At 62.9% G+C, this 23,875-nt stretch carries 21 protein-coding genes; 4 read left to right on the forward strand and 17 right to left on the reverse strand.

The window, feature by feature from the left end:
* Window positions 1-52 precede the first annotated feature (52 nt).
* The 5 genes from BV071_RS07405 to BV071_RS07425 form a co-directional block, all read right to left on the reverse strand.
* Entirely contained in the window at window positions 53-1,450 is a 1,398-nt protein-coding gene (locus BV071_RS07405) for a hypothetical protein (protein WP_035604333.1), read from the reverse strand.
* A gap of 70 nt (window positions 1,451-1,520) precedes the next feature.
* Window positions 1,521-1,928, reverse strand: coding sequence for a hypothetical protein (locus tag BV071_RS07410; RefSeq protein ID WP_035604340.1), 408 nt, complete (start codon window positions 1,926-1,928; stop codon window positions 1,521-1,523).
* 33 nt (window positions 1,929-1,961) lie between these two features.
* Entirely contained in the window at window positions 1,962-3,545 is a 1,584-nt protein-coding gene (locus tag BV071_RS07415; protein WP_052573021.1) for a bifunctional GNAT family N-acetyltransferase/carbon-nitrogen hydrolase family protein, read from the reverse strand.
* A gap of 293 nt (window positions 3,546-3,838) precedes the next feature.
* Window positions 3,839-5,614 (reverse strand): cation:proton antiporter, encoded by a 1,776-nt coding sequence (locus tag BV071_RS07420; RefSeq protein WP_035604343.1) that lies wholly within the window; start codon window positions 5,612-5,614, stop codon window positions 3,839-3,841.
* 77 nt (window positions 5,615-5,691) lie between these two features.
* Window positions 5,692-5,970 (reverse strand): hypothetical protein, encoded by a 279-nt coding sequence (locus tag BV071_RS07425; RefSeq protein WP_265594183.1) that lies wholly within the window; start codon window positions 5,968-5,970, stop codon window positions 5,692-5,694.
* A 235-nt stretch (window positions 5,971-6,205) separates the two neighbouring features.
* On the opposite strand from BV071_RS07425, the gene BV071_RS07430 reads away from it, so the two are divergent.
* Entirely contained in the window at window positions 6,206-8,260 is a 2,055-nt protein-coding gene (locus tag BV071_RS07430) for a TonB-dependent receptor (RefSeq protein ID WP_035604349.1), read from the forward strand.
* Here the strand turns inward: BV071_RS07430 and BV071_RS07435 are convergent.
* Window positions 8,257-8,640, reverse strand: a complete 384-nt coding sequence (locus BV071_RS07435; protein ID WP_052573022.1) for a hypothetical protein — start codon at window positions 8,638-8,640, stop codon at window positions 8,257-8,259. The two genes, BV071_RS07430 and BV071_RS07435, sit on opposite strands and share 4 nt — an antisense overlap.
* Entirely contained in the window at window positions 8,637-9,434 is a 798-nt protein-coding gene (gene thiD, locus BV071_RS07440; RefSeq protein ID WP_035604400.1) for a bifunctional hydroxymethylpyrimidine kinase/phosphomethylpyrimidine kinase, read from the reverse strand. Before thiD ends, BV071_RS07435 begins: the two co-directional genes overlap by 4 nt.
* Before the next feature lie 81 nt (window positions 9,435-9,515).
* On the opposite strand from thiD, the gene BV071_RS07445 reads away from it, so the two are divergent.
* Complete coding sequence (locus BV071_RS07445; RefSeq protein ID WP_035604350.1) at window positions 9,516-10,142, forward strand: hypothetical protein; 627 nt, start codon at window positions 9,516-9,518, stop codon at window positions 10,140-10,142.
* Here the strand turns inward: BV071_RS07445 and BV071_RS07450 are convergent.
* Together BV071_RS07450 and BV071_RS07455 are read right to left on the reverse strand one after the other, a co-directional pair.
* A complete protein-coding gene (locus tag BV071_RS07450; protein WP_265594184.1) occupies window positions 10,102-11,694 on the reverse strand; it encodes an alpha/beta fold hydrolase in 1,593 nt (530 codons plus the stop codon). The two genes, BV071_RS07445 and BV071_RS07450, sit on opposite strands and share 41 nt — an antisense overlap.
* A 24-nt stretch (window positions 11,695-11,718) precedes the next feature.
* Window positions 11,719-13,320: a hypothetical protein gene (locus BV071_RS07455; protein ID WP_035604360.1), complete on the reverse strand. Its 1,602-nt coding sequence runs from the start codon at window positions 13,318-13,320 to the stop codon at window positions 11,719-11,721.
* Between the two features lie 126 nt (window positions 13,321-13,446).
* On the opposite strand from BV071_RS07455, the gene BV071_RS07460 reads away from it, so the two are divergent.
* A complete protein-coding gene (locus BV071_RS07460; RefSeq protein ID WP_035604363.1) occupies window positions 13,447-14,151 on the forward strand; it encodes a C4-type zinc ribbon domain-containing protein in 705 nt (234 codons plus the stop codon).
* 359 nt (window positions 14,152-14,510) lie between these two features.
* Here BV071_RS07460 and BV071_RS07465 read toward each other — a convergent pair whose 3' ends face one another.
* Genes BV071_RS07465 through BV071_RS07475 form a run of 3 tightly spaced genes read right to left on the reverse strand, consistent with a single transcriptional unit; the run spans window position 14,511 to window position 17,754 of the window.
* Window positions 14,511-16,709 (reverse strand): hypothetical protein, encoded by a 2,199-nt coding sequence (locus tag BV071_RS07465; RefSeq protein WP_035604365.1) that lies wholly within the window; start codon window positions 16,707-16,709, stop codon window positions 14,511-14,513.
* A complete protein-coding gene (locus BV071_RS07470; RefSeq protein ID WP_035604367.1) occupies window positions 16,706-17,248 on the reverse strand; it encodes a hypothetical protein in 543 nt (180 codons plus the stop codon). Before BV071_RS07470 ends, BV071_RS07465 begins: the two co-directional genes overlap by 4 nt.
* Window positions 17,245-17,754: a hypothetical protein gene (locus BV071_RS07475; RefSeq protein WP_265594185.1), complete on the reverse strand. Its 510-nt coding sequence runs from the start codon at window positions 17,752-17,754 to the stop codon at window positions 17,245-17,247. Before BV071_RS07475 ends, BV071_RS07470 begins: the two co-directional genes overlap by 4 nt.
* On the opposite strand from BV071_RS07475, the gene BV071_RS07480 reads away from it, so the two are divergent.
* Complete coding sequence (locus BV071_RS07480; protein WP_035604372.1) at window positions 17,746-18,372, forward strand: hypothetical protein; 627 nt, start codon at window positions 17,746-17,748, stop codon at window positions 18,370-18,372. The two genes, BV071_RS07475 and BV071_RS07480, sit on opposite strands and share 9 nt — an antisense overlap.
* 59 nt (window positions 18,373-18,431) lie before the next feature.
* Here BV071_RS07480 and BV071_RS07485 read toward each other — a convergent pair whose 3' ends face one another.
* From BV071_RS07485 to mutL, 5 genes are all read right to left on the reverse strand, one after another.
* Window positions 18,432-19,466, reverse strand: coding sequence for a hypothetical protein (locus BV071_RS07485; protein WP_035604374.1), 1,035 nt, complete (start codon window positions 19,464-19,466; stop codon window positions 18,432-18,434).
* Entirely contained in the window at window positions 19,463-20,104 is a 642-nt protein-coding gene (locus BV071_RS07490; protein WP_035604376.1) for a hypothetical protein, read from the reverse strand. Before BV071_RS07490 ends, BV071_RS07485 begins: the two co-directional genes overlap by 4 nt.
* Complete coding sequence (locus BV071_RS07495) at window positions 20,101-20,865, reverse strand: hypothetical protein (protein WP_265594186.1); 765 nt, start codon at window positions 20,863-20,865, stop codon at window positions 20,101-20,103. The genes BV071_RS07490 and BV071_RS07495 overlap by 4 nt, the downstream gene beginning before the upstream one ends.
* Window positions 20,866-21,176: 311 nt before the next feature.
* Window positions 21,177-21,971: a hypothetical protein gene (locus BV071_RS07500; RefSeq protein WP_052573023.1), complete on the reverse strand. Its 795-nt coding sequence runs from the start codon at window positions 21,969-21,971 to the stop codon at window positions 21,177-21,179.
* A gap of 403 nt (window positions 21,972-22,374) precedes the next feature.
* The coding region (gene mutL, locus BV071_RS07505; protein WP_035604381.1) for a DNA mismatch repair endonuclease MutL at window positions 22,375-23,875 on the reverse strand (1,501 nt) is incomplete at its 5' end.

Genomic DNA, 23,875 nt, shown 5'->3' on the forward strand with positions numbered 1-23,875 from the left:
AGATTCCGTGAAGAACCGCTCGGGGCACCAAGCGTGCTCACAGGCACAACTTTCAAAGCTGTGCTGCTACCTGCAAAGTCAGTCCCTTCTCCGCTGCGAGGGAGATGAGGGAGTCTGCTTTCCAGCCTGGAATGCCGGGGATCTCGATCGCCTGCAGCGCCCGGAGCTTCTGCAGGACTTCATTTCGGTCCAAGGAGGCGACGCCTTGGAAGATCCCGCCCAGAAGAAAGGCTTCGCGCACTCCTGCTCCGGCTTGGGGAAGGTAGCGCAGGGTGACATCCGGCTCGAAGGGAGAATAGCGCGGCTCGATGGGGACCGTGAACTCCTCGCCGGTGTCCGGTCGGCGGAAGACCTTCAAGTGACCGCGCTGCTCGATCAGCTCAGGGTCGGACGAGTCCCTCAATGCGGTGTGATCGCCGAACCACGCCCCGAAGTAAGGCCACTCGGCGCCATCGCGGAAGAGGAAGACGAAGAAGGGCCGATCGAAGCGCAGATCCCGCGGCACAGTGGGAACAAAGTCCGGCACGCCAGCAAGAACGGTAATGATCTCAACCACCACCCGCAGTTCGACGCCCTTCTCGTTCATCTCGAACTTGGTGCGCATCTTGGCCTTCGCAATCACCCAAGGATCCACGGACCCGGAGTGATAGCGGAGCCCCTGAAGCTGCGATTTGAAATCCGCACTGGCCTCAAGGCCGAGGTAAGGAATGCAGAGCCGGTCGCCCTCATGGAGATGAGGGTCGGCCTCCGATCCTTCTTCGCCGTGCAGGCCTTCGCAGAGAAAGCCCTTCACGCGAGACCAGGCGACGTCGAAGTTCTCGCGCTGTGACGGAAGATAGAGCACCACGGATTCGCCGCGGCGGTCGTCCTCTCCCTCCTGTTTCCTAACAGCGATGCGGATGGCTTTCGACTCCCGCCTATAGTGGATGATGCGGACCGACTCGAAATAGTCGAAGAGTCTTGCCTCGCCGATGCCGAAGCATTGGACCGTTTTACTTTCGCCTGAGGAGCTGTGGAAGCGGAGCGAGATAGGGTCGGGATGGAACTCGACCTCGAAAGCCGGATTGCGGTTCAGGAGGGCCAACACCGCCAAGGAAGCGAACCCCGGCGGCACCACCATCGACGAGTCGAAGGGCCCGTTTTCCTCTCCGGTCATTTGTGCCGCCTCACGGTTCGCCGCATCGACGAACTCCTGGGTATTGGGACCGGACCACAACTTCCAGCCACCCTCGGGCAAGCTGAGCCCCGCCTGCCAAGCGAAGGAATCGAGCTTCGCCATCAGGGCATTCGGCGGTTCGATCTTGAATGGCGGACCGCCGAGTTCCTCGTTCATCCGATCCCACGCGGCCTGGAAGATCGGCGACCACACCACCGTGCGATCCGCCGGGAAGTCCTCCGCGGGATGGGCGACGGATTCGATCTCGTTCGTGGAGGCGGGCGGAGTCGGCATGTGTCCCATGAATCGATCGAATCAACGGCGGATGGCCGCAGCCCAACCAGTTGCTGCCTTGTTAGGCAGATTATTCCCGCGCTTCCAGCATTACCGCCCGCAATCGAATCCTGCGCCTGCTCCACAAGAACAAGACGCTCCAAGGAATCGCATAGGCCAGGACCACCTGCCAATGCGGGATGAAAATTCGAGTCCAGTGAGGCTCGGTCATCCTATCAATCCGGGCGGAAGGAAAGAACAAGCGAGATTCAGCCCGGGGCTGCCGGTCAAAGCCCAAGGATCCAGATAGCATCCAGTAAGATTTGTAGTCTTCCAGGATGGTGATCGTGAACTGGCTATCGCCGTTGCGGGCAAGAAATCCCCAAGAATACATCAGCGCATCGGAGTCAAACTTCGACGAGTCCCACCAAGCCCACAACAGGAACAGCAAGCCTGGCAGGCCAAGCCAAAAGGTGAGAGACCGGAAAAGCTGCTTCATCGGAATGTACTCCCACCGGGTAGACTATCCGATTCACAAATGCCCCTCCTGCACACCAGGCGCGATGATCTCGTTCGAGAGCTTATTGTGAAACTCAAAGAGATCCCTTCTCCGGTCGGTCACGGGCGTGACGCTGCCGCTCAAGCGCGAGCGATACAGATCCGAGATGTCGAGATCAGTGACCAGCATGGTCTCCACGTTGGGATCGGCTTCCGCCTGGATGCCGTCGCGCGCGAACTCGAAGTCGCTCGGGGTGAAGACCGCGGCGCGTCCGTAATGGATGTCCATCGCCGGCACATCCGGCAGGTTGCCAACCACTCCGGCGGTGGCGACGTAGATCTGGTTCTCGATCGCCCGCGCGGCGGCGCAGAGACTCACGCGCAGGTAACCCTGCCGGTTGTCCGTGCAGTACGGGATGAATAGTATTTCCACCCCGCGGTCGGCGAGATAGCGGGCGGCTTCGGGGAATTCTACGTCGTAGCAGATCAACACCCCGATCTTCGCCTTCGGCGTTTGCAGCACCACCAGCGAGTCGCCGCCGGAGATGCCCCACCAGGTTTTTTCAGATGGGGTGATGTGCAGCTTGGGCTGGGAGACGTGGGTGCCGTCCGGCTTGAAGATCATGGAGGTATTCTCCAAACGGCCATCGGGCTGGGCGACCGGATGCGAACCGGCGATCAGATAGAGGCCCTGCTGCCGCGCGAGTTCGCTCATCAGCTCGATGAACTGCGGCGTGTATTCGGAGAGCTTGCGGATGCCTTCGCGCGAGCCCAAGGGCGGCAGTGCGCTGAGGAGCTGCACGGTGAGGAACTCCGGAAAGACCACGAACTCCGCGCCATAGTCCTCCCCCGCCGTCTCCACGAAGTAGCGGACTTGGTTCGCGAAGTCATCGAAGTCCTGGACCTTGCGCATGTGATACTGCACGCAGGCCACCCGGACTTTGTTGCTCTCGTCGTCCTTCGCTTGGAATTCCGGGTTGATCCACTCGATCAGTGCCGCGTGGTCGCGTGAGCGGTGATCATGTAGGTAGTTCGGCATGATGTCGCGCACCGCGAAACCCTGCTTGATCTGGAAGCCGAGCACCGGGTCGTGGATTTTACCGTCTTGCACTTGCCACACATATTCCTCTGGTGTGAGGCGTGCGGCGTGTTCGTCGTAGTGCCAGAGCCGCGCCCCGGCGAGGATCCGCCGCAGGTTCAAGCGGCGGCATAGATCGCGGCGCGCCGCATAAAGGGCGGCACCGACACCCAGCTTGCGGGCGTCCGGATCCACATACACGTCCGCGCCGTAGAGGGTGTCCCCCTGCGGGTCGTGATTGTAGAAATAGCCGGCGTCCGTGATGCCGTCATAGGTGTGCGTCCGCAGCGGATTGCGGCCCAAGGAAACCACCAGGGAGGATGCTACACCGAGAATCTTGCCGTCCTTCTCCGCCAGCAACTGGCCCTCCGGGAAGACATTGATGTGCGAGCGCAGGTGCTTCTCGTTCCACGGCCCACCGGCGTCGTTGGGATTCGGGAAGCAGCGCTTGTGCAGGGCGAGGATGGCTGGGATGTCATCCACCGTGGGGTTGCGGACCAACACGGCGCCCAGCTTGGTTTGGTGATCTTTCGGCGGCACGCCACAGGAGAATCCGGAAGGGCTGACGACGCAACGGGTTTTGGAGGGATCGGACCGCCGCGCATCCGGCCGGGAAGCCTCCGCTGGAAAAGCTTACGGCCGGCACGGGGGTAAACCCAAGAAACCCCGTGCCGGCCGTATTTTGATCGGCCGCTACAAACTGGCGGTGAAGAAACCCAAGAAATCACCGCCGCTCGCCATGGCCTATGTGCGTTCCATAGAAGCGGCGGCCGTGCCAAGATCACGGCAATTCTGATAGAAAAATCGTCACATTTCCCCGCTTGGAGGGCCTTCTATGAATGCCCCGCATTTGAAACAGCCTCATCCTTGCTATCCACGATTGCCTGGACGTCGTCGTCGGACAAATCGATGCGCTGGTAGACGCTGCGGGCGGCATCGATCATCGCGACGGCGGACTGCCGCTCGTCGTGGATGACCTCGATGTCGAGGGCCTGGAGCTGCTCGATTTCCGCGGCGAACTTGGCCCGGCCGAAGATCACGATGCCGGGATTGTGCTCGCGGACGATTGGCACAGCCGCGGCGGTGAGCTCCACCGACGGGAAGGTGAAAGCAACCATCCGGGCCCGCCCGATCCCAGCGAGCTCGAGCGCTTCCGGATGGGAGGCATCGGCGAAGAGCACCGGCTGTCCGGCCTTCTTGAGCGCGCGCACCGTGTCGGAGTTCAGCTCCAGCACCAGGGTATCCACACCGCTCTGGCGCAGCGCCTCGTTCAACGCACGACCCACCGGGCCGTAACCGCAGATCACCGCGTGGTCCGTGATCTCCTTGATCGCCGCCGTCGGCGTCAGAGTTTCAGCCACCGGCTTCTTCTTCGGCTTAAAGAAGCCGGACATCTCCAGAAGACGGCCCGCCGGAGTGCTGGCCCGCATCAGCAGTGGCACGCAGGCCATGGTCAGAGCCGCGCAGCTCAGCAGCAGCTGCTGGATCGAGGCATCCGCCGGGCGGTAGTCGGCAGCCTTGCCCATGAGGACGAGCGAGAACTCGCCGGAACTGGACAGCGCCGCGCCGGTCAAGAGCGCGGGCCGCAGCGGCAGCTTGAAGATCCGCGCGACATTGAAGGCGATGGTTCCCTTCACGATCAGGATCAAGATGCTGAAGCCGACGATGCGGACCCAATCCGAGGCCACCACGTGCAGGTCAATCTGCAGGCCCACCGAGACAAAGAAGATGGCGAGGAAGAGATCCTTGAAGGGCATGATGTCCGCCATGATGCGGTGCCGGTAGATCGACTCGCTGACGATCAGGCCCGCAGCGAAAGCACCCAGCGCGGGCGAGAGCCCCAGCAGCGCTCCAAGCACGGCGACGCCGGCACAAAGGGCCACCACCGCCAGCGTGAAAAGCTCGCGGCTGCGGGTCCGCGCCACTGCGTGCAGCAGCGGAGTGATGCCGTAGCGGCCAAGCAAGAGCGTGCCTCCGAGGAAGAGAATCCCCTTCCCCACCGCCAGCCCGATACCACCGGCGATCGAGCCCTCGCCCTTGCCGAAGAGCGCGGGCAGAATCAGCAGGAAGAGGATCACCACGATGTCATCGAAGAGCGCGATCGCCAGCGCGGTCCGGGCGCTGGGGTTATTCGGCTGGCCCATGTCCTGGAAGGACTTCATCGACACCGCGGTGGAGCTCAGCGCGACAGAAACCGCCAGCACGATCACCTCAGCCGGAGGCCGGATGCCGCAGCTCCAGGCGATCGCCGCGCCCACTGCCGAGATCGTGCCGACCTGAATGCCGCCACCGATCAGCGAGACCCGCCACAAGTGCTTGAACTCCGCCAGCGAGAACTCGATCCCCAAGGTGAACATCAGCAGGATCACCCCCATCTCCGCCAGATGATCGATCACCTCGCCCATCTCCGTTGTCTCCGTCCCAAAGGATCCGAGCAGCGAAGTATTCGCGATGATGATCCCGCAGATCAGGTAGCCGATCAGGAAATTCTGCTTCAGCCGATGGAGCAGCAGCGCCATCAGCACGGCCATCAAGAGGACCATGCTCAGAACTCCGAACAGCGGAGAAACGTCGGCCGCGCCGGCGGCGATGACTGGGAAAGCAAGCATCGTCGCAGGTTTTCCCGACATGTGGCGAGCCCGCCAAGGAAAAAGGACCCTGTTAGGAAATCAGCGCGGATTTCCAATCAAGGCTTCTTCGCCGGCTCCCTCCGCCATGGCCCACCATAAGGCCGCTCGCCAGCCACCAAGCGCACCGCGACTTCCGGGGGAAATTCGGAAAGCGGCGCCCAGTAGGTAATCTTGGTCAGACGCCCCTTCTCCCACCTCTTCACCTCGACCCGTCCCTTGTCCACCGTCGGGACCGACGTCGAGCGAAGGGTGCCAATCCTGTCGATCTCGTCCATCTCGACCAGCAGCACATCGGCACTGACGTGGCGCACGCACCACAATTGATCCACAGCCATCCCCGCAAAAAACAGCAATCCGAGCACGGCCAGCACACGGAATGCCCGCCGAAATCGACCCCGAATTCGCGGCAACCTCACAATTTGAGGCAATCCGAACAGCCCTTGGGCAGCAAGGACTAAGCGTCCAGCAAACGCCCAATGGATACAATCACGTTACACATGCTTTTGCATTTTTATTGCATTTGCTACCAAGGGACGATGAATCATCACTACGCCTGACGCGCCCCACACTATGAAAAGTTTCCCCTCTCTCAGCATCGCCACCTTGGCCCTCACCCTTCCCGCCTTCCCGCAATCCGAGCCCCCCGCCCCTGACGCAGCTCTGGATGAAATGGTCGTTACCGCCTCTCCACAGCAACGCAGCCTCTTCGAACAGATCCAGCAGGTGAACGTGTTGAAGGGTCATCAACTGCTGCTCAATCTACAGCCGACTCTCGGCGAAACCCTCGCCAAGGAGCCGGGCGTAAGCTCCACCTACTTCGGCCCCGGTGCCAGCCGGCCGATCATCCGCGGCCTGGGCGACGACCGCGTCCGAATCCTGCAGAATGGCACCTCGATCCTGGATGTCTCGAATGTCAGCCCGGACCACGCGGTGGCTTCCGATCCGCTCAGCATCAGCTCGGTGGAGGTCGTCCGCGGCCCCGCCACCTTGCTCTACGGGCCAAACACCATCGGCGGTGTGGTCAATATGATCGACGACCGGATCCCCACCGAACGCTTCGATGGCAAGTGGCCAAGCGGGAATTTCGGCACTGCCTTCGGCTCTGCGGATGACTCGGAGGCCTACTCCGGGGCACTGACTTTCGGCAAGGGGCCGCTGGTCTTCCACCTCGATGGCTTCAGCCGCGATACGGAAGATCTGGCGATTCCCGGCTTCGCGCGATCCTCGCGACTGCGGGCAAGCTCGCCGCTGGCTCCGGGCGAGCACGAAGCCTACGGGATCTTGCCTAACAGCGCGACCGAATCGCAGGGCGCGGGGCTCGGTGGCTCTTACGTCTGGGACAAGGGCTACTTCGGCCTTTCCTACTCCGGCGTGGATTCACTCTACGGTACCGTGGCCGAGCCGGATGTGACGATCGACCTGCGGCAGCGCCGCTGGGATCTACGCGGGGCCTTCTACGAGCCGACCGGATGGCTGAAGGAGGTTGAGTACAAGTTCGGCTACACGGACTACGCGCACACGGAGTTCGAAGGCGCGGAGCCGGGCACGGAGTTCTTGATCGAGGGCTACAACGGTCGGATCGATCTGCAGCATCAGAAGGCCGGACCGTTTGAAGGTAGCTTCGGTTTCGAAACGCGCCACGATGATTTCTCGGCCCTAGGCGAGGAGGCCTTCCTGCCCTCCGTGGAGAACGACGTGAACTCGCTCTTCGTGTTTGAGGAGGTCCCTTTCGACAAGCTGCGGCTGCAGTTCGGCGCGCGCTACGATCACCAGAGCAATCAAACGGATGCCAATCCGCTCTTTGGCCCAGGGATGGAGCGGGACTTCGATGCCTTTAGTACTTCCGCGGGGCTCATCTACAATCCGGCGCCGGACTACGCGGTCGCGCTTTCGCTGGCCTACACCCAGCGCCCGCCCACCTATGTCGAACTCTTCGCGAATGGTCCGCACGTCGCCACCGGCACGGCCGAGCTCGGCGATCCCTTCCTGGATACGGAAAACTCGGTGTCGATCGACCTCTCACTGAAGAAGAAGGCAGGCCGGATCACCGGCAGCGCCGGGCTCTTCTATTACCGCTTCGACGACTTCATCAGCCTCGCGCCAACCGGCAACAATCTGACACTCCCGGATGGCGATATCTTCCCGATCTATGCCTATGAACCAGTGGGAGCAGACTTCCGTGGCGGCGAGATCGAGGCCACCTTCCACCTGCTGGATCCTGTGGAGGCCGATGCCAAGCCTGCGGACCGCCGCCTGGACTTGACCCTGCGTGCCGACTACACCCGCGCCGACAACCGCGACAGCGACGAGCCGCTGCCGCGGATCCCTCCCTTCCGGACCCTCGCCGCGCTGGAGTATGAGAGCGGTGGATGGTCAGCCCGCTTGGAGGGCCAATATGCCGCCCATCAGGATCGCCACGATGCGAATGAATTACCGACCGACTCTTACTTCCTGCTGAATGCCGCGCTCGGCTACACCCTGGACCTCGGCGACACCCGCACCACCTTTTACCTGAAGGGCAACAACCTCACCAATGAGGAAGCGCGATCCAGCACCTCGATCCTCAAGGACATTGCACCGCTCGCGGGACGCGGGGTAATCGCCGGCGTTCGGACGGAATTCTAACAGGCTCGCACCAGTCTACGGCACAGCCAGCCCCACCCCAACACCACGAGACAGGCCCCAATCCCCGCCATCAAGGGCTTGGTCTCGGTGGGAAACAAGAGGATGAAGCCCTTGCCCTTGATCAACGCGGAGTAGCTCGAAACACAGAAGGGAAAGGCAAAGAGCCGGAACTTGGTCCAGCGCTCCATCTTCTGCCCCGGCACCATGGTGGCGAAGATCAAGCCGCATCCGATCAGCGAGGAGATCCCCAGCGCCGAAAGCCAGAGCAACGGCGAAGGATCGAAGTAAAATGGAATGATCGCGAGATACCACACGAGGTAGCACCACAGGACCAGCTTGGGTGCCCGGAGCCCGGCGAAATAAGCAATAATCCTCTTCAAGCGAAGCCCAGAGTCCCTTGGTTCAAGGCGGCGATCCCGCCCCACTGCAGGGACTGCCGCAGCGTGGCCCCGAGATATCCCTTCGCCGTTTCCACAGCCTCGTGCAGGTCCTTGCCCTGCGCCAGCGCGGCGGCGATCGCCGCGGAGAGCGTGCAGCCGGTGCCGTGTGAGGCAGCGCCTTCGATCCGCGGCGCGCGCAGCCACCCGGGCATGCCATCGCTCCAGAGCAAGTCAGCACACTCCGGCAGCCCGAGGTGCCCGCCCTTGAGCAGCACCGCGCAGCCATGCCGCGCGGAAAGCTCCGCCGCGGCACGCTCCATCGTGGCTTCATCCCGCACCGGTGCCCCCCACAAAACTTCCGCCTCGTCGAGGTTCGGCGTGATCAGCGTTGCCAGCGGGAACAGGCGCTCCTTGTAAGCGGCGATCGCATTTTCCTCCAGCAAGGGATCGCCGGTGGAGGCGATCATCACCGGGTCGATCACCAGCGGGATATCGCGGTACCGCGAAAGGATTTCCGTCACCGCCACGATATGGGCCTTGGAGAACAGCATGCCGGTCTTGATCGCCGTGACCGGGAAAGCCTCCAGCAGCACATGCAGTTGGTCCTGCAGGATCGCGGGCGGAACAGCATGCACCGAGCGCACCAGCACCGGCGTTTCCGCCACCACGCAGGTCACCGCGCTCAGCCCATAGACGCCGAAATGCTGGAAAGTCTTGAGATCCGCCTGCAAGCCCGCACCGCCAGAACAATCAGAGCCAGCGATGGTCAGCGCAACCGGCGGGGAGAGGGCCATGCCGCGATGCTGATAGATCGGCCCCCACAAGCAAAGAGCAAAGCGCTCGACACCCACAGCCCTTCAAGCTGGCATGCTCGCATGGACAGTGCCTCTCCCTACCAGCCGCCCCTCGCCGGGCCGCCCCCTGTGCCGAGCAGCGAGAACCTCGTGCCAGGTTCGGTGAAGGCCTTCGGAATCATGCACTTGATCCTCGCCGGCATGGGCCTGCTGGGGGCCTGCTTTTCCGCGGCCACGCTGGTGATGGGCCCGCTCTTCATTCCGCACACACATCCCACCTATCAGGCCCAGTTGCAGTTCCAAGCGGAGACGCGCTGGGCCACGATGTTCGGGTTGCTGGTGAACCTGAGCCTGACGGGCCTGCTGCTGGCCGCCGGGATCAAACTGGCGAAATCCCAGCCTGATGGCGTGAAGTGGTCCGCCCGCTATTCGTGGACCTCGATCGCGACGAAGCTGGTGCTGATGGCCGTCGGCGCCATCTGGATCCTCCCGGCCACCCGGAAATTGATGCACGCAAGCTTCAACGTCCACGCGAGGCCCGGCAGCCCTGGCAGCAATGCGATGCTGCCCTTCGTCGACCTGATGGCTTCCGCCAGCGTCGTCATCTCTCCCCTGATCTCCTGCGTCTATCCGGCGCTGGCGCTCTATTTCCTGAGCCGCCCCATGGTCAAGGCGTGGCGCGCGGCTGCCCGTCCAGGTGCCTTTTGAGAATCCGCTTCACTTCCACCTCCGCCTCGGGGCAATTCTGCACACTGTGACCCGAGGGCACGATGCGCTCGCTCTCGACGCCATCGAGATGCGATGACCAATAGGGCACGATCCCGTCCGAGCTGTTAGGCGTATCGCCGCGACCGCGGTCGCCGATCACCGAGTGCACCTTCAGGCCGCTGCGCATCGGCGCCTCCCGCATCGCCTTGTAGGCCGGATAGCCGGGCGACAGCGAGCCCATGCTGGTGAGCCAGCCCTTCGACGAGCTCTCGCCGCTGCTGATGACGCTGCCCAAATCGTGCAGGGTGAAGTCGATGAGGTTCACCGTCAGGGTCTTCGGCAGGCGGATCAGATTGCGCATCCACGCGGTGAAGAAACGATCGGCCATCGGCGACCCTTGGTGCGGCGCAGCCATGAAGATCACCCGGTCCGGCGGCTCGAGCGGCTCGTACATCGTCAGCAGCCGCACCGCCTCGCGCAGATTCTTGTTAGAGGTGACTTGGTCGAGCGGCCGCTGCTGGAAGGCCTGGTACATCGCGTCACCCGGCTTCATCAGCGAGGCATGCGAGATCACCCCGCCCATCGAGTGGCCGATCACCACCATCTTCTCCCACTTGTCCGTGGGCCCCTGCTTGCGGGCATACTTGTCGGCGCTCGCCATCGCCAGGCGGAAATTCGCGGCGCTGTACAGCCAGTTGTTCCCGGTGGGATAGCTGTAAAACCAGACCTGGTAGTTCTCGCGGAACCAAGGCTCGCGGTTGAGCTCGTTATAGAGGCGCTTGAAAGCCCCGGGACTTGAGTTGAGGCCGTGGACCATCACCACCGGGATCCGCTTGGGATCATAGGGCGAGGAAACATACAGCGCAGTCTCGTCACTGAAGCGGCTCGGCAGGAAGACCTTTGCCAAGTCCAGGTCGTCCAGATCGCTCATCTTCCAGTAGAGCGCGGAGGCAGCCGACCAATCGGCCGCCACCGAGACCTTGCGGTGCCCGACCTCGGCCGTCTTCACCCGGCCGGGATAGGCGAATGACCACTGCGGCGGCTTGCCTTCCGGGAAACGCAGCAGCGCTGTTAGATTGAGGGGCACGCCGGTGGGCGGCTCGAATTCCCAGCGCGGCTTGCCTTCCTCCGCGGTCTTCTTCCATCCCACCACCGGCACGCCGATGCCGCCGCTCACATGGCGGGCACCGATCGCCTTTGTATCGATCGAAGCCGCCGGCATGATCGCGTCCAGATCCTTCAGATGAATCCCCGCACCAAGCGAATGCGTTTCATCGATCGTGGTGCCCATCGCGGCCGCCTTGTCCTGAATGCTGCCGGACCCGCAATGCAGGTGATCAAAAAGCTTTGCCACCGCAGCATTGTAGGCAGCCACCGCCGCCGGATCCCCGGTCCGCGATACCAGTTGCCAAGAACTCCGGGCCTCCGCCAGCATCACACTGGTGTCTCCGCGGGAGGCGCGCGGCAGCGAATGGCACTGCGGTGCGGAAGGCGTGCCGCACTGCGTCAGCACCAGAACCATGACGACACCCAGCGTAGCTCGCATCTTCATGACCATGGATTCGATCGCGTTCTATCAATTCCGCCCGCGGATCGCCGCAAGCGAACGCTCGATGAAAACTGCCAGCTCGGCGTCGGCCCCCTGCCGGGCACCTTCCAGAATCGGGATGCTCGCCTTACCTCCCACCCGCCCCAGCAGGCGCGCCCCGGAACGCTTCATCGGAGGCGAGGCTCCCGCGAAATGCGAGATCACCAGCGCCTCGATCGGCGGACCGAAGTTGCCGTAAATTTCCTCCCAGCGGTCGTGATCCGACATCCACAGCGCATCTGCCAACGGAATCGACTCCGCGTCCTTCCGCCCCGCCAGGAACTTGAGCATGCTTTCCGGGATCTTCACGGCTTGGGCCTGCGGCACCAGCTTGGCCAAGGCCGCGCGCACCGAGACTTCGCTGCCGTCCCCCGGCTCCGCCCACACGAGCAGCGCCTTGCAGATCGAGTCCTGCATCTCCAGGTCGCCCTCCTTCAGCAACTGCAGCAGGCGGGCCACGATATCCTTCCGGTAGAGCTTCGGCTCGGCATCGGCCAAGCGCCCGATCGCCAGGCGCGCCCGTTCCAAATCGATGCTCTCGATCTCGCGGCGGTTCAGTTCATAGAAAGCGGGATTCGCCTTGTCCGAGAGCTTTTCGAGATCGCCCGCATCGAAAAGGGAGTTGTCCACTTGGACCTCGACCACCCGCAGTTCATCGATCACCCGCGGCACCTCGCCGAAGCGTTCGCAGAGCCGCGCGAGCGCGCCCAGGTCGCCAGAGATTCCGGACACGACCATCAGGTAGTCCGGATTCCGTGGATACATGTGGGAGCTCGGATCCGCACCGGTGGTGCGCACGATGTAGTCTTGGACCTGCGGCTTGTGGAAGCCCTGCAGGCCTCGCAACCAGATGCCGGCCGCGCTGCGCCCTGCCAGTTCCGGCTTGCCGGCATACTTCGCGAGCTCCTTCTCCAGCGGCTCGTAGCCGATCTCCTTCTTGAGGTCTGCCAGCGTGCCGGCCTCCTTCGGCTTCTCCTCGTGCGTTGGCACCGGATTCAGCGGCAGGGTCCCGCCATGCGAGACCAGCGGCTGGTTGCCCTCGGTGAAGAGGAAGGGAAATGCCATCAGCGACACGGTGCACAGGATCGCGCCAAAGGTCGCCTTGATCCGCGCCGCGGGATTGGCCGCCAGCAGGAAGACCCAGGCAACCACTGCCGTGAAGGCCGCCAGCATCAGCCGCTTGTCCTGCGTCGCGCCATCCAGCATCCCGCCCGGTTTCCCGCCAAAGGCCAGCAACAGCAACACCAGCACCACCCCGGCCACAGCCACGAAGCCAAACATCATCCGCAGCGGCGAGGTGCCGGCGATCGGCACGTGGGCCGGTTCCTGCGAATACTGGATGGTCTGGAAATTTGCCGGGATCCCCGCCCCTTTCGGGATTCGTGAAAATTGCTCCAGCCCGCGGTCGCGCCGCTCACCTGGATAGAACTTCTTCTGGCGGACCACCACCTCTTCATTCACGCGGAAGCGGTGCTCGCAGGTGCCGCACTCGACCATCCGGTCCTTCAGTTCTTGCCCGACCTTGAACCGTTGCCCGCAACCGGGGCAGCGGATTGCCAGTTTTTCGGCGTCGGTATGTGGGTCGTCCATGCGCGGCCGCCATCATTGGCGGATCACCGGACCATTGCAACCCACGATAGCACTTGAAAATCGGGGCCCCCGGAGCCCCGGACCGCGGGGCTTGCAGCCCGGGGACTGCGTCGCTAACAAGACTGCATGTCTCCCGCCATCCAAGCCCTGCTTTTGCTCCAAGACCGCGACCGTCGCCTGCGCGGAATGGCGGAAGACCTCGAAAAAATCCCAAAGGACGAAGCCCGCGCCAAGGACCGCCTGGCCGGCGACACCGCGGCCGTGAAGAAATGCCGCGACGACCTGATGGCCAACGAGGTGGAGATCAAGAAGGTGGAACTCGACGTCGGCACCCGCCGCACCACCATCGCCCGCCTCAAGACCCAGCAATTTGAAACCCGCAAGAACGACGAGTACCAGGCGCTCGGCCACGAGGTCACCCGTTACGAAAAAGACATCGACAGCTTGGAGACCAAGGAGCTCGAGCTGATGGAGCGGGCCGATGCCCTGCGCGGCGAACTCGCCACTGCGGAAGCCGCCCTAGCCAAAACCAAGCAGCGGGTGGATGAAGACCTGAACCAGCTCGCCGAGCGCCGCAAGCGCGTCGAAGCCGAGCTCGTGGAAGTCCGCGCCGAGCGCGAGCGCCTCGCCGCCGCCGCCCCGGAAGCCCAGCTCCCCCTTTACGAGCGCCTGCTCAAGACCAAGAACGGCATCGCCGTCGTCCCCTCCATCGCCGGCAAATGCGGCGGCTGCCACATCAAGCTCGTCGCCTCCACCATGGTGAAGGTGAACCAAGGGCTGGATGGCGTGCAGTGCGAGAGCTGCGGACGCCTGCTCTACACGGAGGAGTAAGTAGTCCGCTCAGTTCTCTGAGTGGACGAAGCCACTCTAACGGCCGACCTCCTCCCAAGTCCCCCGGGGACGAGCTCCCCGGGATGTAGGTGTGCTGGTGACAGCACAGAAGCAGCCTGGAGGCGGTCTTCACCCCAAGCTCCAAAAAGGTGGTCCGCACTGCCCTCTGTGCGGCGAAGCGGTTACCGTGTGGCTACGGAAGACCCAGAGCCTCGGCCAGAGCTTGCAATCGGGGCGAGAGGACCTGCTTGCGCGGAGGGCGCCCTCAAAAAAAGCGAATCACAGCGAGACCGGGGCACCTGATGTGGTCAGCCCCGAGAACAGCTCCGTCCGCTCAGATGACTGAGCGAACTGGCTCTTCATCTCGCCGAGCCGTCCGCGTTGTAGAAGGCCTTGCGGCGTTCCTCGACCGTCACCAGCCAGTTCATCATCGTGATCGGCGGCAGCTCCGCCGGGTGCGTGATCGGGCGCAGGTTGACATCCATCTTGTCCGCGGCGGCTGCGACCCCACTGCCCATCTTCAAGTCGAGCAGGCGGACCTGCGAGCCCCCCTTGCCGGTATCACCACCGAGGTGGCCGACCTGTCCGCTGATCTGGACCTTGTAGGGGTCGTTGTCGGTGCCATAGCGCTTCTCTGGCGCGAACAGCGAGGACGGCGGATAGAAGGGCGAAGGCAGACCCGAGCCCGAGGGCGGCGTGGTCGAGACCACATTGAAGTCATCGCCGATGTAGAGGCGCATGTTCGTCACCAGCGAGAAGCCCTTGGTAAAAGCCGTCAGGTTATCGCATTCAGTAAGCAGCACTCCATAGTCCGTGGGCGTGCAAGGAATCTTGGGCTTGTAGGTCGCATCGTTCAGACCGGAGCTGGTGTAATCCACGTTCACCACCAGCGAATTGTTGAGGTCCGCCGTGGATCCTCCGATCGCCGTGACGAAGGCCGGGATGCGCTTGGGATAGACGGCAATTGAATTGTACCCCTTCAAGACCTTGTTATCAAAGGGACAAGCCGGGCGGTAGAAGCCTTGGGGGGTGCCACCGACGCTACCGCTGGAGATGAAGGCGCTATCCTCGAATTTGAATGGGCCGGTAATCCCGTACTTGTAGTAGTAGGTCGAGCCCGAGCCATAGGCCACATCCACCAGTTGCGTGCCGAAGTCCTTGGTTGCACCCTTGGCTGCCGCAAAAGAATAGCCGGTCTGCAAGGTCGAGGCCGCGCCCGCCGCGATATTGAGCGGAATATTGATCGACTGGCGGGTGGTGCCGTTCATGTAGGAGAAGCGGAACGTCGTCGGCTTCGCATTCGGGGCGGTGCTGGCGACTGCCGTCACGTCCAAGCGCATCGCACACTGGAGAGCCCCAACCGAGTAGTTGTTCCAAGAAGTCGGCGAGAGCACCGAGGCTTCGGTACCGTGGGCGAAGCGGTCGAAGAAGTCCGCACCGCGGTTGATCGGGATGAAGGCGGCGCGGCCCGATTCGGAGCCAAGGCTGACCGGCATGAAGGTGCCGTTGGTTACTTCGAATTGCTCTCGCACGCCGGGAGTGAAAGCATTGCCCGTCACGTTGGTGGCACCCACCGTCGCGCCGCTGTTCAGCGTCAGTCCACGGCGGCCCGCCAAGCTGTCGAGGTGCAGCCCGGAGTCCACCTGCGCGCGGGTCGTGTAAACCGGACCAGTGATGGTGGTGTTTTGCCAAGAAGTGCCGTCGGCATGGGTGCCGAGATTGGCGAAGGCTTCCGCGGAAATCGCGAGCTGGGAGGGAATCTCGTAGAGCGAGATGATGAAGTCGCGCTCGTTTTCACTGCCGCCGTTGGCCGCGAAGCTGTTGAGAAGCTGGTTGCCCTCGCCGAGCTGCATCGAGAAGGCCCACCAGTTGCGCTTCGCCACAAAGTTCTGACCCGGCGTGCAATAACCGAAACGGATGTCCGGATACTTGATGACGTTGAGCTGCGGGTAACTCGCGGGCGGCAAGATCACCCCGCTGGTTGCGAGGCTACCGTAGATCTTCGACGAGCTGATGATCGGATAGACCTTGTCCAAGTCCGCCACCGCGGTAGTGCCCTCCAAGGGCACCGGGAAACCGCCGCCGAGCGAGCGGTTCATGCCGGTGGACATGTAGCCCGGCTCCGGCTCAATCGCGTCAAAGGTGCTCGCAAGATCGGCCATCGGTGCATCCGTCGCATTGCCGCTAACGGCAGCGGTTGCATTCATCGTGGTCAAAAGGGCGTTCGACACCGAAGTCCGAGCATTCGCCTGATCCACCGCATCCGAGAAGATCTGTTGCCAGCGCAAGGGGTCACGGGTGGCGGAGCTGCTGTTGGACCCTGACTGCATCGCGCGCACCGCCCGGTTCGGGGTGATGTTCACGATCCCCCGCAGGATCGCATTCTCCTTGTCGCCGTAGTCCACCCGCAGCTGGGTTTCCTTCTGCACCGTGTGCGCCTCCAGCGCCCGCCGGTAAGCGGCCACGGTGAGCAAGGTCAAGGTCAGCCCCGTGGTCAGCACCAGGACATAGGAGATGAAGCCCTCCTGGTGTTTCTTGCTCGCGCGAAAGGTCTTCATAACTGCTGGGTGCCGGAGTAGGTGATTTCTTCGCCGTTGGGGCCGGTAATGGTCGCGCGCAGGATGCCGCTGACGACCGAGAACCGGACGTTGGTCGGCTTCTTGGTCAGAGCCCAATCCGCCGCGCCGAGAACACCGGCCGCAGTGACCGGCCGGTAATACAAGCCCATCCCGCCGCCGGGATTTTCAAACGAGAGCACCGAGGCCCGGAAGGTGCCGTCCGGCTCCTTGAAGCGCAGCATCAGCACCGGGGCGTCGGCCATCACCGGTGCGGACCCCCCGGTCAGGGCATTGACACTGGCGTAGAGGCGGTAGCCTTCTGCCGATCCTAACACCCGCGTCAGGTAGTTGTTGAGGATCGGAGCCTCGGTGGTCAGGAAGCTCTGGGCATTGAAGATCCGCAGGAAGGCCACCTGCTGGTTGAAAATCGAAAGCAGCATGACCGCCGCAGCGAGTCCCATCATCATCGCCAGGGCGAGCTCCGTCAGGGTATAGCCGCAGCGCAAGCGCCGGCGCAAACGTGGCAAGGAGAGTTTCATTGGGAACGGACCACGGTTCGGGATTTATAGTAGTTGCGGGTACCCACCCGGTAGCGGACCACGCTCTGCAGCCGCCATACCTCCATCGAGGTCGGGTTGCTGACGGTGGTTCCAGTGCCGCTCGGCGGCAGGTTGTTGGCATCCGCCATCCGGGTCCGGCTCACCGTCCCGGTGATCTCCGCGCCACCCGGCAGCCTGCCGAAGCTCACATTGGTGACGGCGATCGCCGGATAGACCGGCCACTGCGAATTCACCCCCGTGACCACCTCGAACTCCTGGCGCTGGGCCGAGGCCTTCTCAAAGGTCAGGTAAGAATCCGTGATCGATTGCTGCAGCACCCACTGCCGCGGTGTGGTCACGTTCAGCGAAAGCTTGAGCAGCGCCAGCCCCAGAGCCGTGAGCATGGTCATCGCCAGGGTGGCCTCCACCAGCACGGAGCCGGCGGACTTCCTCCGTCCGGGCTTGCGGCCACGCCGGAAAAACCCGAATGTCCGCCCGTGCTTCACCGGATCCGGCAGCTCGCGGCTTGTCTCCTGGCCTTCTTCCTCGGCTCGGCGGGCCTGCGTGCGCAGGCCATCCTCGAGCCGCCCTTCGGCCTCCGCTGGGGCGACACACCGGAAAAGTTGATTGATTGGGCGAGTCGGCATTCCTTGGACGTTAACATTTCCCTGCCGGGAGATCAACCTGCCTTGCGGGTGGTCAAGATCTCCCCGCGGACCGGCAATCTGCCCGAGACCGCCGCCCAATCCGTCGAGGGCCGCTTCCATACCGGCCGGCTCTATGAGGTCACCGTCAACTACCGCGACCCCGCGACCACCGCCGACGAGATGGAGGCCCGCTTCACCAAGTTGAAGAAGGCACTGGCCGGCGAATACGGGGAACTGACGGCGAATCGCCAGGACCGCAATATCAAGGACCAGTTCGCGACACGCAGCCTCTCCTTCCACCGCGAGCCGGTGAAAGGGTTGTTCCTGCTGCTGGCCTACACCGAGGTGGAGGACCAGCTCAGGCATACCCGCGAGGCTACTTTCTCGCTGATCTACCGGAACGATAATCTCCGGCAGGATCTCGAGAAACTCCTCGCCCCCGCCGCACCGGCTGGCGGCGGCGGAGGAGGCAAGTGATTGGGAGGGAGTGTTCATGGCCGATGTAGGGATGGCGACTATCCGGTCGCGGCCGCGCGTTATTCCTGCGTGGTCACGGAAGCATTCATTTCAATGGTCCGGTCGAGCGTGAAGCTGACGTAAGCGAGACGGTCGATCCCGAAGGGCGTGGCCGTCAGCAGCTCCATCGTCCACAGGCCGTCGCCTTCCGAGTCGAAGACCGAGTCGTAACCCGACAGCGGGAGGGACAGGTTCTGCGGCACGGTATCGGCGATGATGCGTGAGGACCCCGGCACGATGTAGCCGGTCTTACCCAAGGTGGGAGCACCCTTGTAAACCTGCGCATAGGTGTGCGAGTCTGGATAGACGTCGTTCACCGCGAGGGTCACGTTTGGCAGCGCGTAGCGGATCTTCTGGCCGTTGGTGATCCCGGAGATGGTGCCGTCCGCCACCGGCCAGATCTGCACGAACTTGGTGCCCAGGACTTGGGCCGGGACCTGGTAGTCCTCCAGTGACATCGCCGTGAAGCGCTCCTCACCGCGGACCTTGGCCCGGTTTGAGCCCGGCACCTGGTTGACCGCAAAGGTGTAGCTATAGGGGCTGTTCGCCGGAGAATTCAGGTTGATGTGCGTGGTCTCCAACAGCGTGGCTTGGGTGCGGTTGAGATTCACACCGGTGCCACCCGTGCCATAGGACTGGACGTGATGGAGGAAGTCCACGCTCTTCGAGGCGTCCGGATCACTCGCGCCGGTGAGCAAACCACTCACCGTCACTTTGACCGTGAACGGCTGGTCGGCACGGGTCCGCGGAATCGTGGTGTAAGGATCCCCGGTGATGATCTGGACCTGCGATTGCGGCACATAAGTACCGACATATTGCTCGTCCAGGAGGTAGTCCACCGCCGGACTGCCGCTCTTGGTGGTCCACAGCTCGAAGCGGGCACCGCCCGGATCGATGGCCAGGGGCGAGAGTTGCTCGCCAGCTTGATCGACTGGCACGCGCCAGTCGACACCGGTCGGCAATTGCACCTGCCGGATCTGGTTGGTGTAAGTCTGCGAGGCCGCGAGCGCCGGCACTGCAAGCAAGGCAACGAGTGTTAGGGTGGAAGTTTTCATGGCGCGGCGACAGCTTTGGAAGTGGTAGTGGTGGTGGTGGCAGTAGCGGGATCTTCGACAACCTTCAGGGGCAAGACCGAGATCGGGCCCTCGTGATAGGTGGCGACCACAACCCGGGTCTCCTTCTCAAAGGACTTCGTCACATCCTCAGCCAGCGGCTTGTTGCCTTCCGCCTGAATCCGCGACACTTCGCTACTCACCAACCAAGAACGGTTCTGGACGATGAAGTCCTGGAAGGTGACGAAGCGCGCTCCATCCTGCATGACCAGACGATCCTTGAGGTTCTTCGGCACGTGCAGCACCGAGCGCTTCGGGACCATCGTCGCGATTCCGTTGTAGCAGATGATATCGGACACGGCGAGCAAGCTACGCTGCTCTGGCGCCTTCGGCCGCTGCTCAGGTGGCACCGGCTTGAAGGCCATCGCCTGCTGCTGGGCATCCTTCACCGCCTGCTTGGCGGCTTCCTCCTTCGCTTTGGTGCCAGCTTCCACGATGCTATCATGGGTGGCTGCATCGCGCATCACCTTGGCGGCGGGCGCTTGCTCTGCGGCTTGCAAGCCCGGGGCCATTGCCAGGGCTAGGACGCAGAGCCACTGCGGAGCCGTGAAGCGGCCCCTTGAAATCGGGGTGGTCTTCATGGCTTTTCAAAGGTGACCAGCAGCACCATGTCCTGAAGGTCGTAACCTTGGTCATTGATCTGGCTGTCAGTGTGGGTCAGCTCCATGAACACGATGCAATCCATCGGACCGATCCGGACCTTGCCGGTCGCGTCCAGATAGGGCTTCAGGAAGCTCTCCAGGGTCGGTGCATTGTACAGCGGATAGGTGGTCGGCGGGGTTTGGCCGTTGACCAGAATCCGGACGTTCTTGGTGCCGCTCTGCGAGTTGAAGTACGGACCCCAGGCGTTGTTGTAGTAGTAGCGGCCACCGAAGCGCAGCTTCTGCCCCGAGCTCACATAGTTGCTCGAGGTCGCACGCGACCACACGATGGTGCTCGGGTTCACGTTGTTGTTCGTGCCGTAGAAGATCCGCGAGTAGCTGCTACCATTGTAGGCGAGCTGGGCCTCGGTCGGCACGAAGGTGAAGCTGTTGCCGCTGGAGACCGTCACGCCGGCTCCCAGCACGCGGACCTTCGCATAGAGCTTGGTCTTGGCTTCGATGTAGGTGTCATTGCCACCTCCACTCGGCTCAACCACCTTCACGTAGTCCTGGACCACGGAGGGATAGTTGATGCCCCAGGTGAGGACAGGCTTGGTACCCGGTTGAACGACCACCGGGTAAGCGGATAGAGTACCCACCGGAATCGAAGGATTCGTGGATTGGGCGAGTAGGGCGCACGGTGCGGACACACCGGTGGCAAGTACAGCTGCCGCAAGGGCAGCCAGACGGCTGGTTTTCATGGCTGGTTTCGGGTGAACAACCAACATCGCCTCTTCAGCCCTCTCCGGATCCCGCGGCCGTGGGAATGCCGCAGGGGAAAGGGGGACCCGGCGAGGGTGCCGGACACGGGACGGCTCTCAAGAGGGCCGGACCGTGCCCGCTCGGGACAGAGTCCCTCGCCGGGTCTCCGGAGAAACGATCGGGAAATCGTTTCGCCGGACAAAATCAGTGATGTTGCAGGCTTGGACGATTTCTCGTCCGGGTGTGGGGTGTCAGTGTCGGGTGTGGAACAGCAATTGTCAGGTTGCTTGTCGGGTGATCTTTCGTGCGCTCAGCGCTGCGGCAGGCCGCCTCTACCCCAGCCGGACCAAGGTCCGCGGGGTACGTCGCGGGCTTCCACGAAGCGCCATTGGACGCGTTCGCCGCTGCGGAAGCCAAGGTAGTCGCGCACCGCCGGGCTGATATCGATGCCAGCGGAGTTGTTGCGGTTGCCGCGGGGCGGCTCACTACCGAAAACGTATTGCCAGTGGTCGACCTCGAAAGGGCCGACGTCTTCCCACTGGGCGTAGCAAACCTTGCCCTCGCGGTGGATCGCGATCCAGTGACCCTTGCAGACGGAGATGCCGTCGCCGCGATACTCGCGCCAGAACCAGGGGATCACGTCAGAAGCCTCCGGCCGGTGTGCCCCACCCCGCGCTACATCATTGTAAGGCAGGGCGATGTAGAAAGGGTTCAGCTTCGGCACGAAACCGGCAGGCAAGTAGCCGTTGCGATGATCGGGATCATCGTAGCCGCCGAAGTTCGACTGCCAGTTCATATCCCAGGAGCTCATGGTGTTGGGCACCGGGTTGTGCTGGGTAGGCAGCTCGCCCACCCAAAACACGGTGCCAACCACATTGCTCCGCCAGCCCGTGAAGCGCTGGAGCGTGTCCTTGTCAGCTTCCACTACCACACGGGCGCGGTCGGGAATGCCAAAAGGATCGCTCAATCCCGGCAGGGCCTGCCGGCGGTTTTCCAAAAGATCCCCGTGAATCTGCTCCAACCGCTCGCCCAAAAGCGAAGCGGCACCCGCCACAGGGAGCATCCCCGGTGCGAGCGCGAGCAGAGTGGAGAGGAAAACCTTCATGAACGAATTTCAAAAAATTTCACCCACGGGGGTTGGTCGGGGCCGACTATGGACTATAAAGGAATTCAAACAAGAAATTTCTAACGAATTTTTGAACGATCTGAAAGCACAGATGTCTAAGGACATTTCCAAAGACATAACCCATAATGATCAACGGCTTGCGCCGGATCCGGGATTATCGACCGCGGGCTGAAAGCTCTCCGCTAGCCCCGAAAAAGACGGGAAAAAGTCCCGCTCCAACGTCATTCCCCCGCCCTGCCCGGAGGCCAACGACGGGGAAATGGCGCGGAACGATCGAACTCATAGACCCCTGTAGAGAAGCAGGAGGAGGGGCCCGGAACAATGAAATTTTTACTCTGTTTGAATAACTCGTTGTCTGAACAATCAGATACGAAAGTTTTTTTCAAACAGCACCGGACTTACCCCCGGCAAAGCGCCGCTCGAGGTCGCGCAGGGAAAATTCCGTAAGGGTCGGCCGCCCGTCTGGTGCACAGTAGGGCAGCTCGCAGCGGAACAGGATTTCCAGCAGTTTCATGGCCTCCTGCGGCCGTGGGGCCTCCGCCCCGGCAGCCCGCCGCGCCAAATATCGCGCCAGCATCTCGAAGGCCAGCCGCGCCCCAGGGGCCTGGCCAGCCACCAGATCGTCGATCAGGCCGCCCAAGAAACTCCTGGCATCGCCAATCTTGAGGAAATCCGGCAGCGAACCAATCCGCAGGGTCCCGGAGCCGAAGTCCTCGAGTTCGATCCCCGCCCGCGCAAACTCCTCACGGTGGCGCAGGGCAACCTCGCATTCCCGAGGCCCCGGTTCCAAGAGCAGCGGCACCAGCAGGGCCTGAGCATGAAATGAATCGTTCGATTCAAGCCATCGTTCGTACAAAATACGCTCGCGCGCCGCCCGTGGATCAAGCAGCACCAATCCATCCGCCGACTCCAGAATCGCAAAGCGTTCATGCAGAGTCCCGACCATCCGGAAAGGCGGGGCTTTTGAAACGGGATCTTCCTCCTGCTGCGGAATCAACACCGGAGCCGTCAAGGATTGCACCACAGCCCCCGAACGAGCGCTTGATACAGGAATTTCAAGCTGCCGTTGCACCGGAATACTTGCTGGCCAGACGGTGGCTGGGCGCGCGGAGGGCACCGCGGCCGGCACTGTGCCCTGAGTCGCCGGGCGCCCCGGCAGCGGCTGAGCTTGGGGCCCCGGACGTTTGGCAGCAGTGGCCTGCGCCAGCCCCTCGCGGACGGCATTTGCCAGCACTTCGCGGAGTTCATGCGGCCGGTGCAGGCGGATCTCACGCTTCGCCGGGTGGACATTCACATCCACCAAGTGCGGCTCCAGATCGATCCACAGCCAGGCGCAGGGGTGCAGGCCATCGGCCAAGGCACCGCGGAAGCCCTCGGCCAAGCCGCGGGAGATCGCCGAGTCCTCGACCGGGCGACCGTTCAGGAAGACGCACTGGTGGCGGCGGCCCTTGCGGGCATGGAGAGCTGGCAGGACGAAGCCCTCGACCGACACCCCGTTGCCGTGGGTCAGCGGCAGCGAGACCAGCTCGCGGCCCAGATCGGTGCCGGTCATCCAGCGCACCCGGTCCAGCCGCGACATCCCGCCCGGCAGGTCGAAAACCTCGCGCTCGTCCTTACGAAACCGAAACCGCACCCCCGCCGCAGCCAAGGCGTGCAAGCGGAGCTGATGCTCGACGTGAGCTGCCTCAGTGGTCTCGGCGCGCAGGAACTTGCGTCGCGCCGGGATATTGAAAAACAGGTCGCGCACCTCCACCACCGTGCCCGGGGCGCAGCCGGCCTCGCGCACATCGCGCATAACCCCCCCCTCCACGGCGATCTCGGTGCCGGAAACGGCGGAGGGCTCGCGGGTGATCAAGCGGAAGCGCGAGACGCTGGCGATGCTC

Source organism: Haloferula sp. BvORR071 (genome assembly GCF_000739615.1).
Lineage (GTDB): Bacteria > Verrucomicrobiota > Verrucomicrobiia > Verrucomicrobiales > Akkermansiaceae > Haloferula.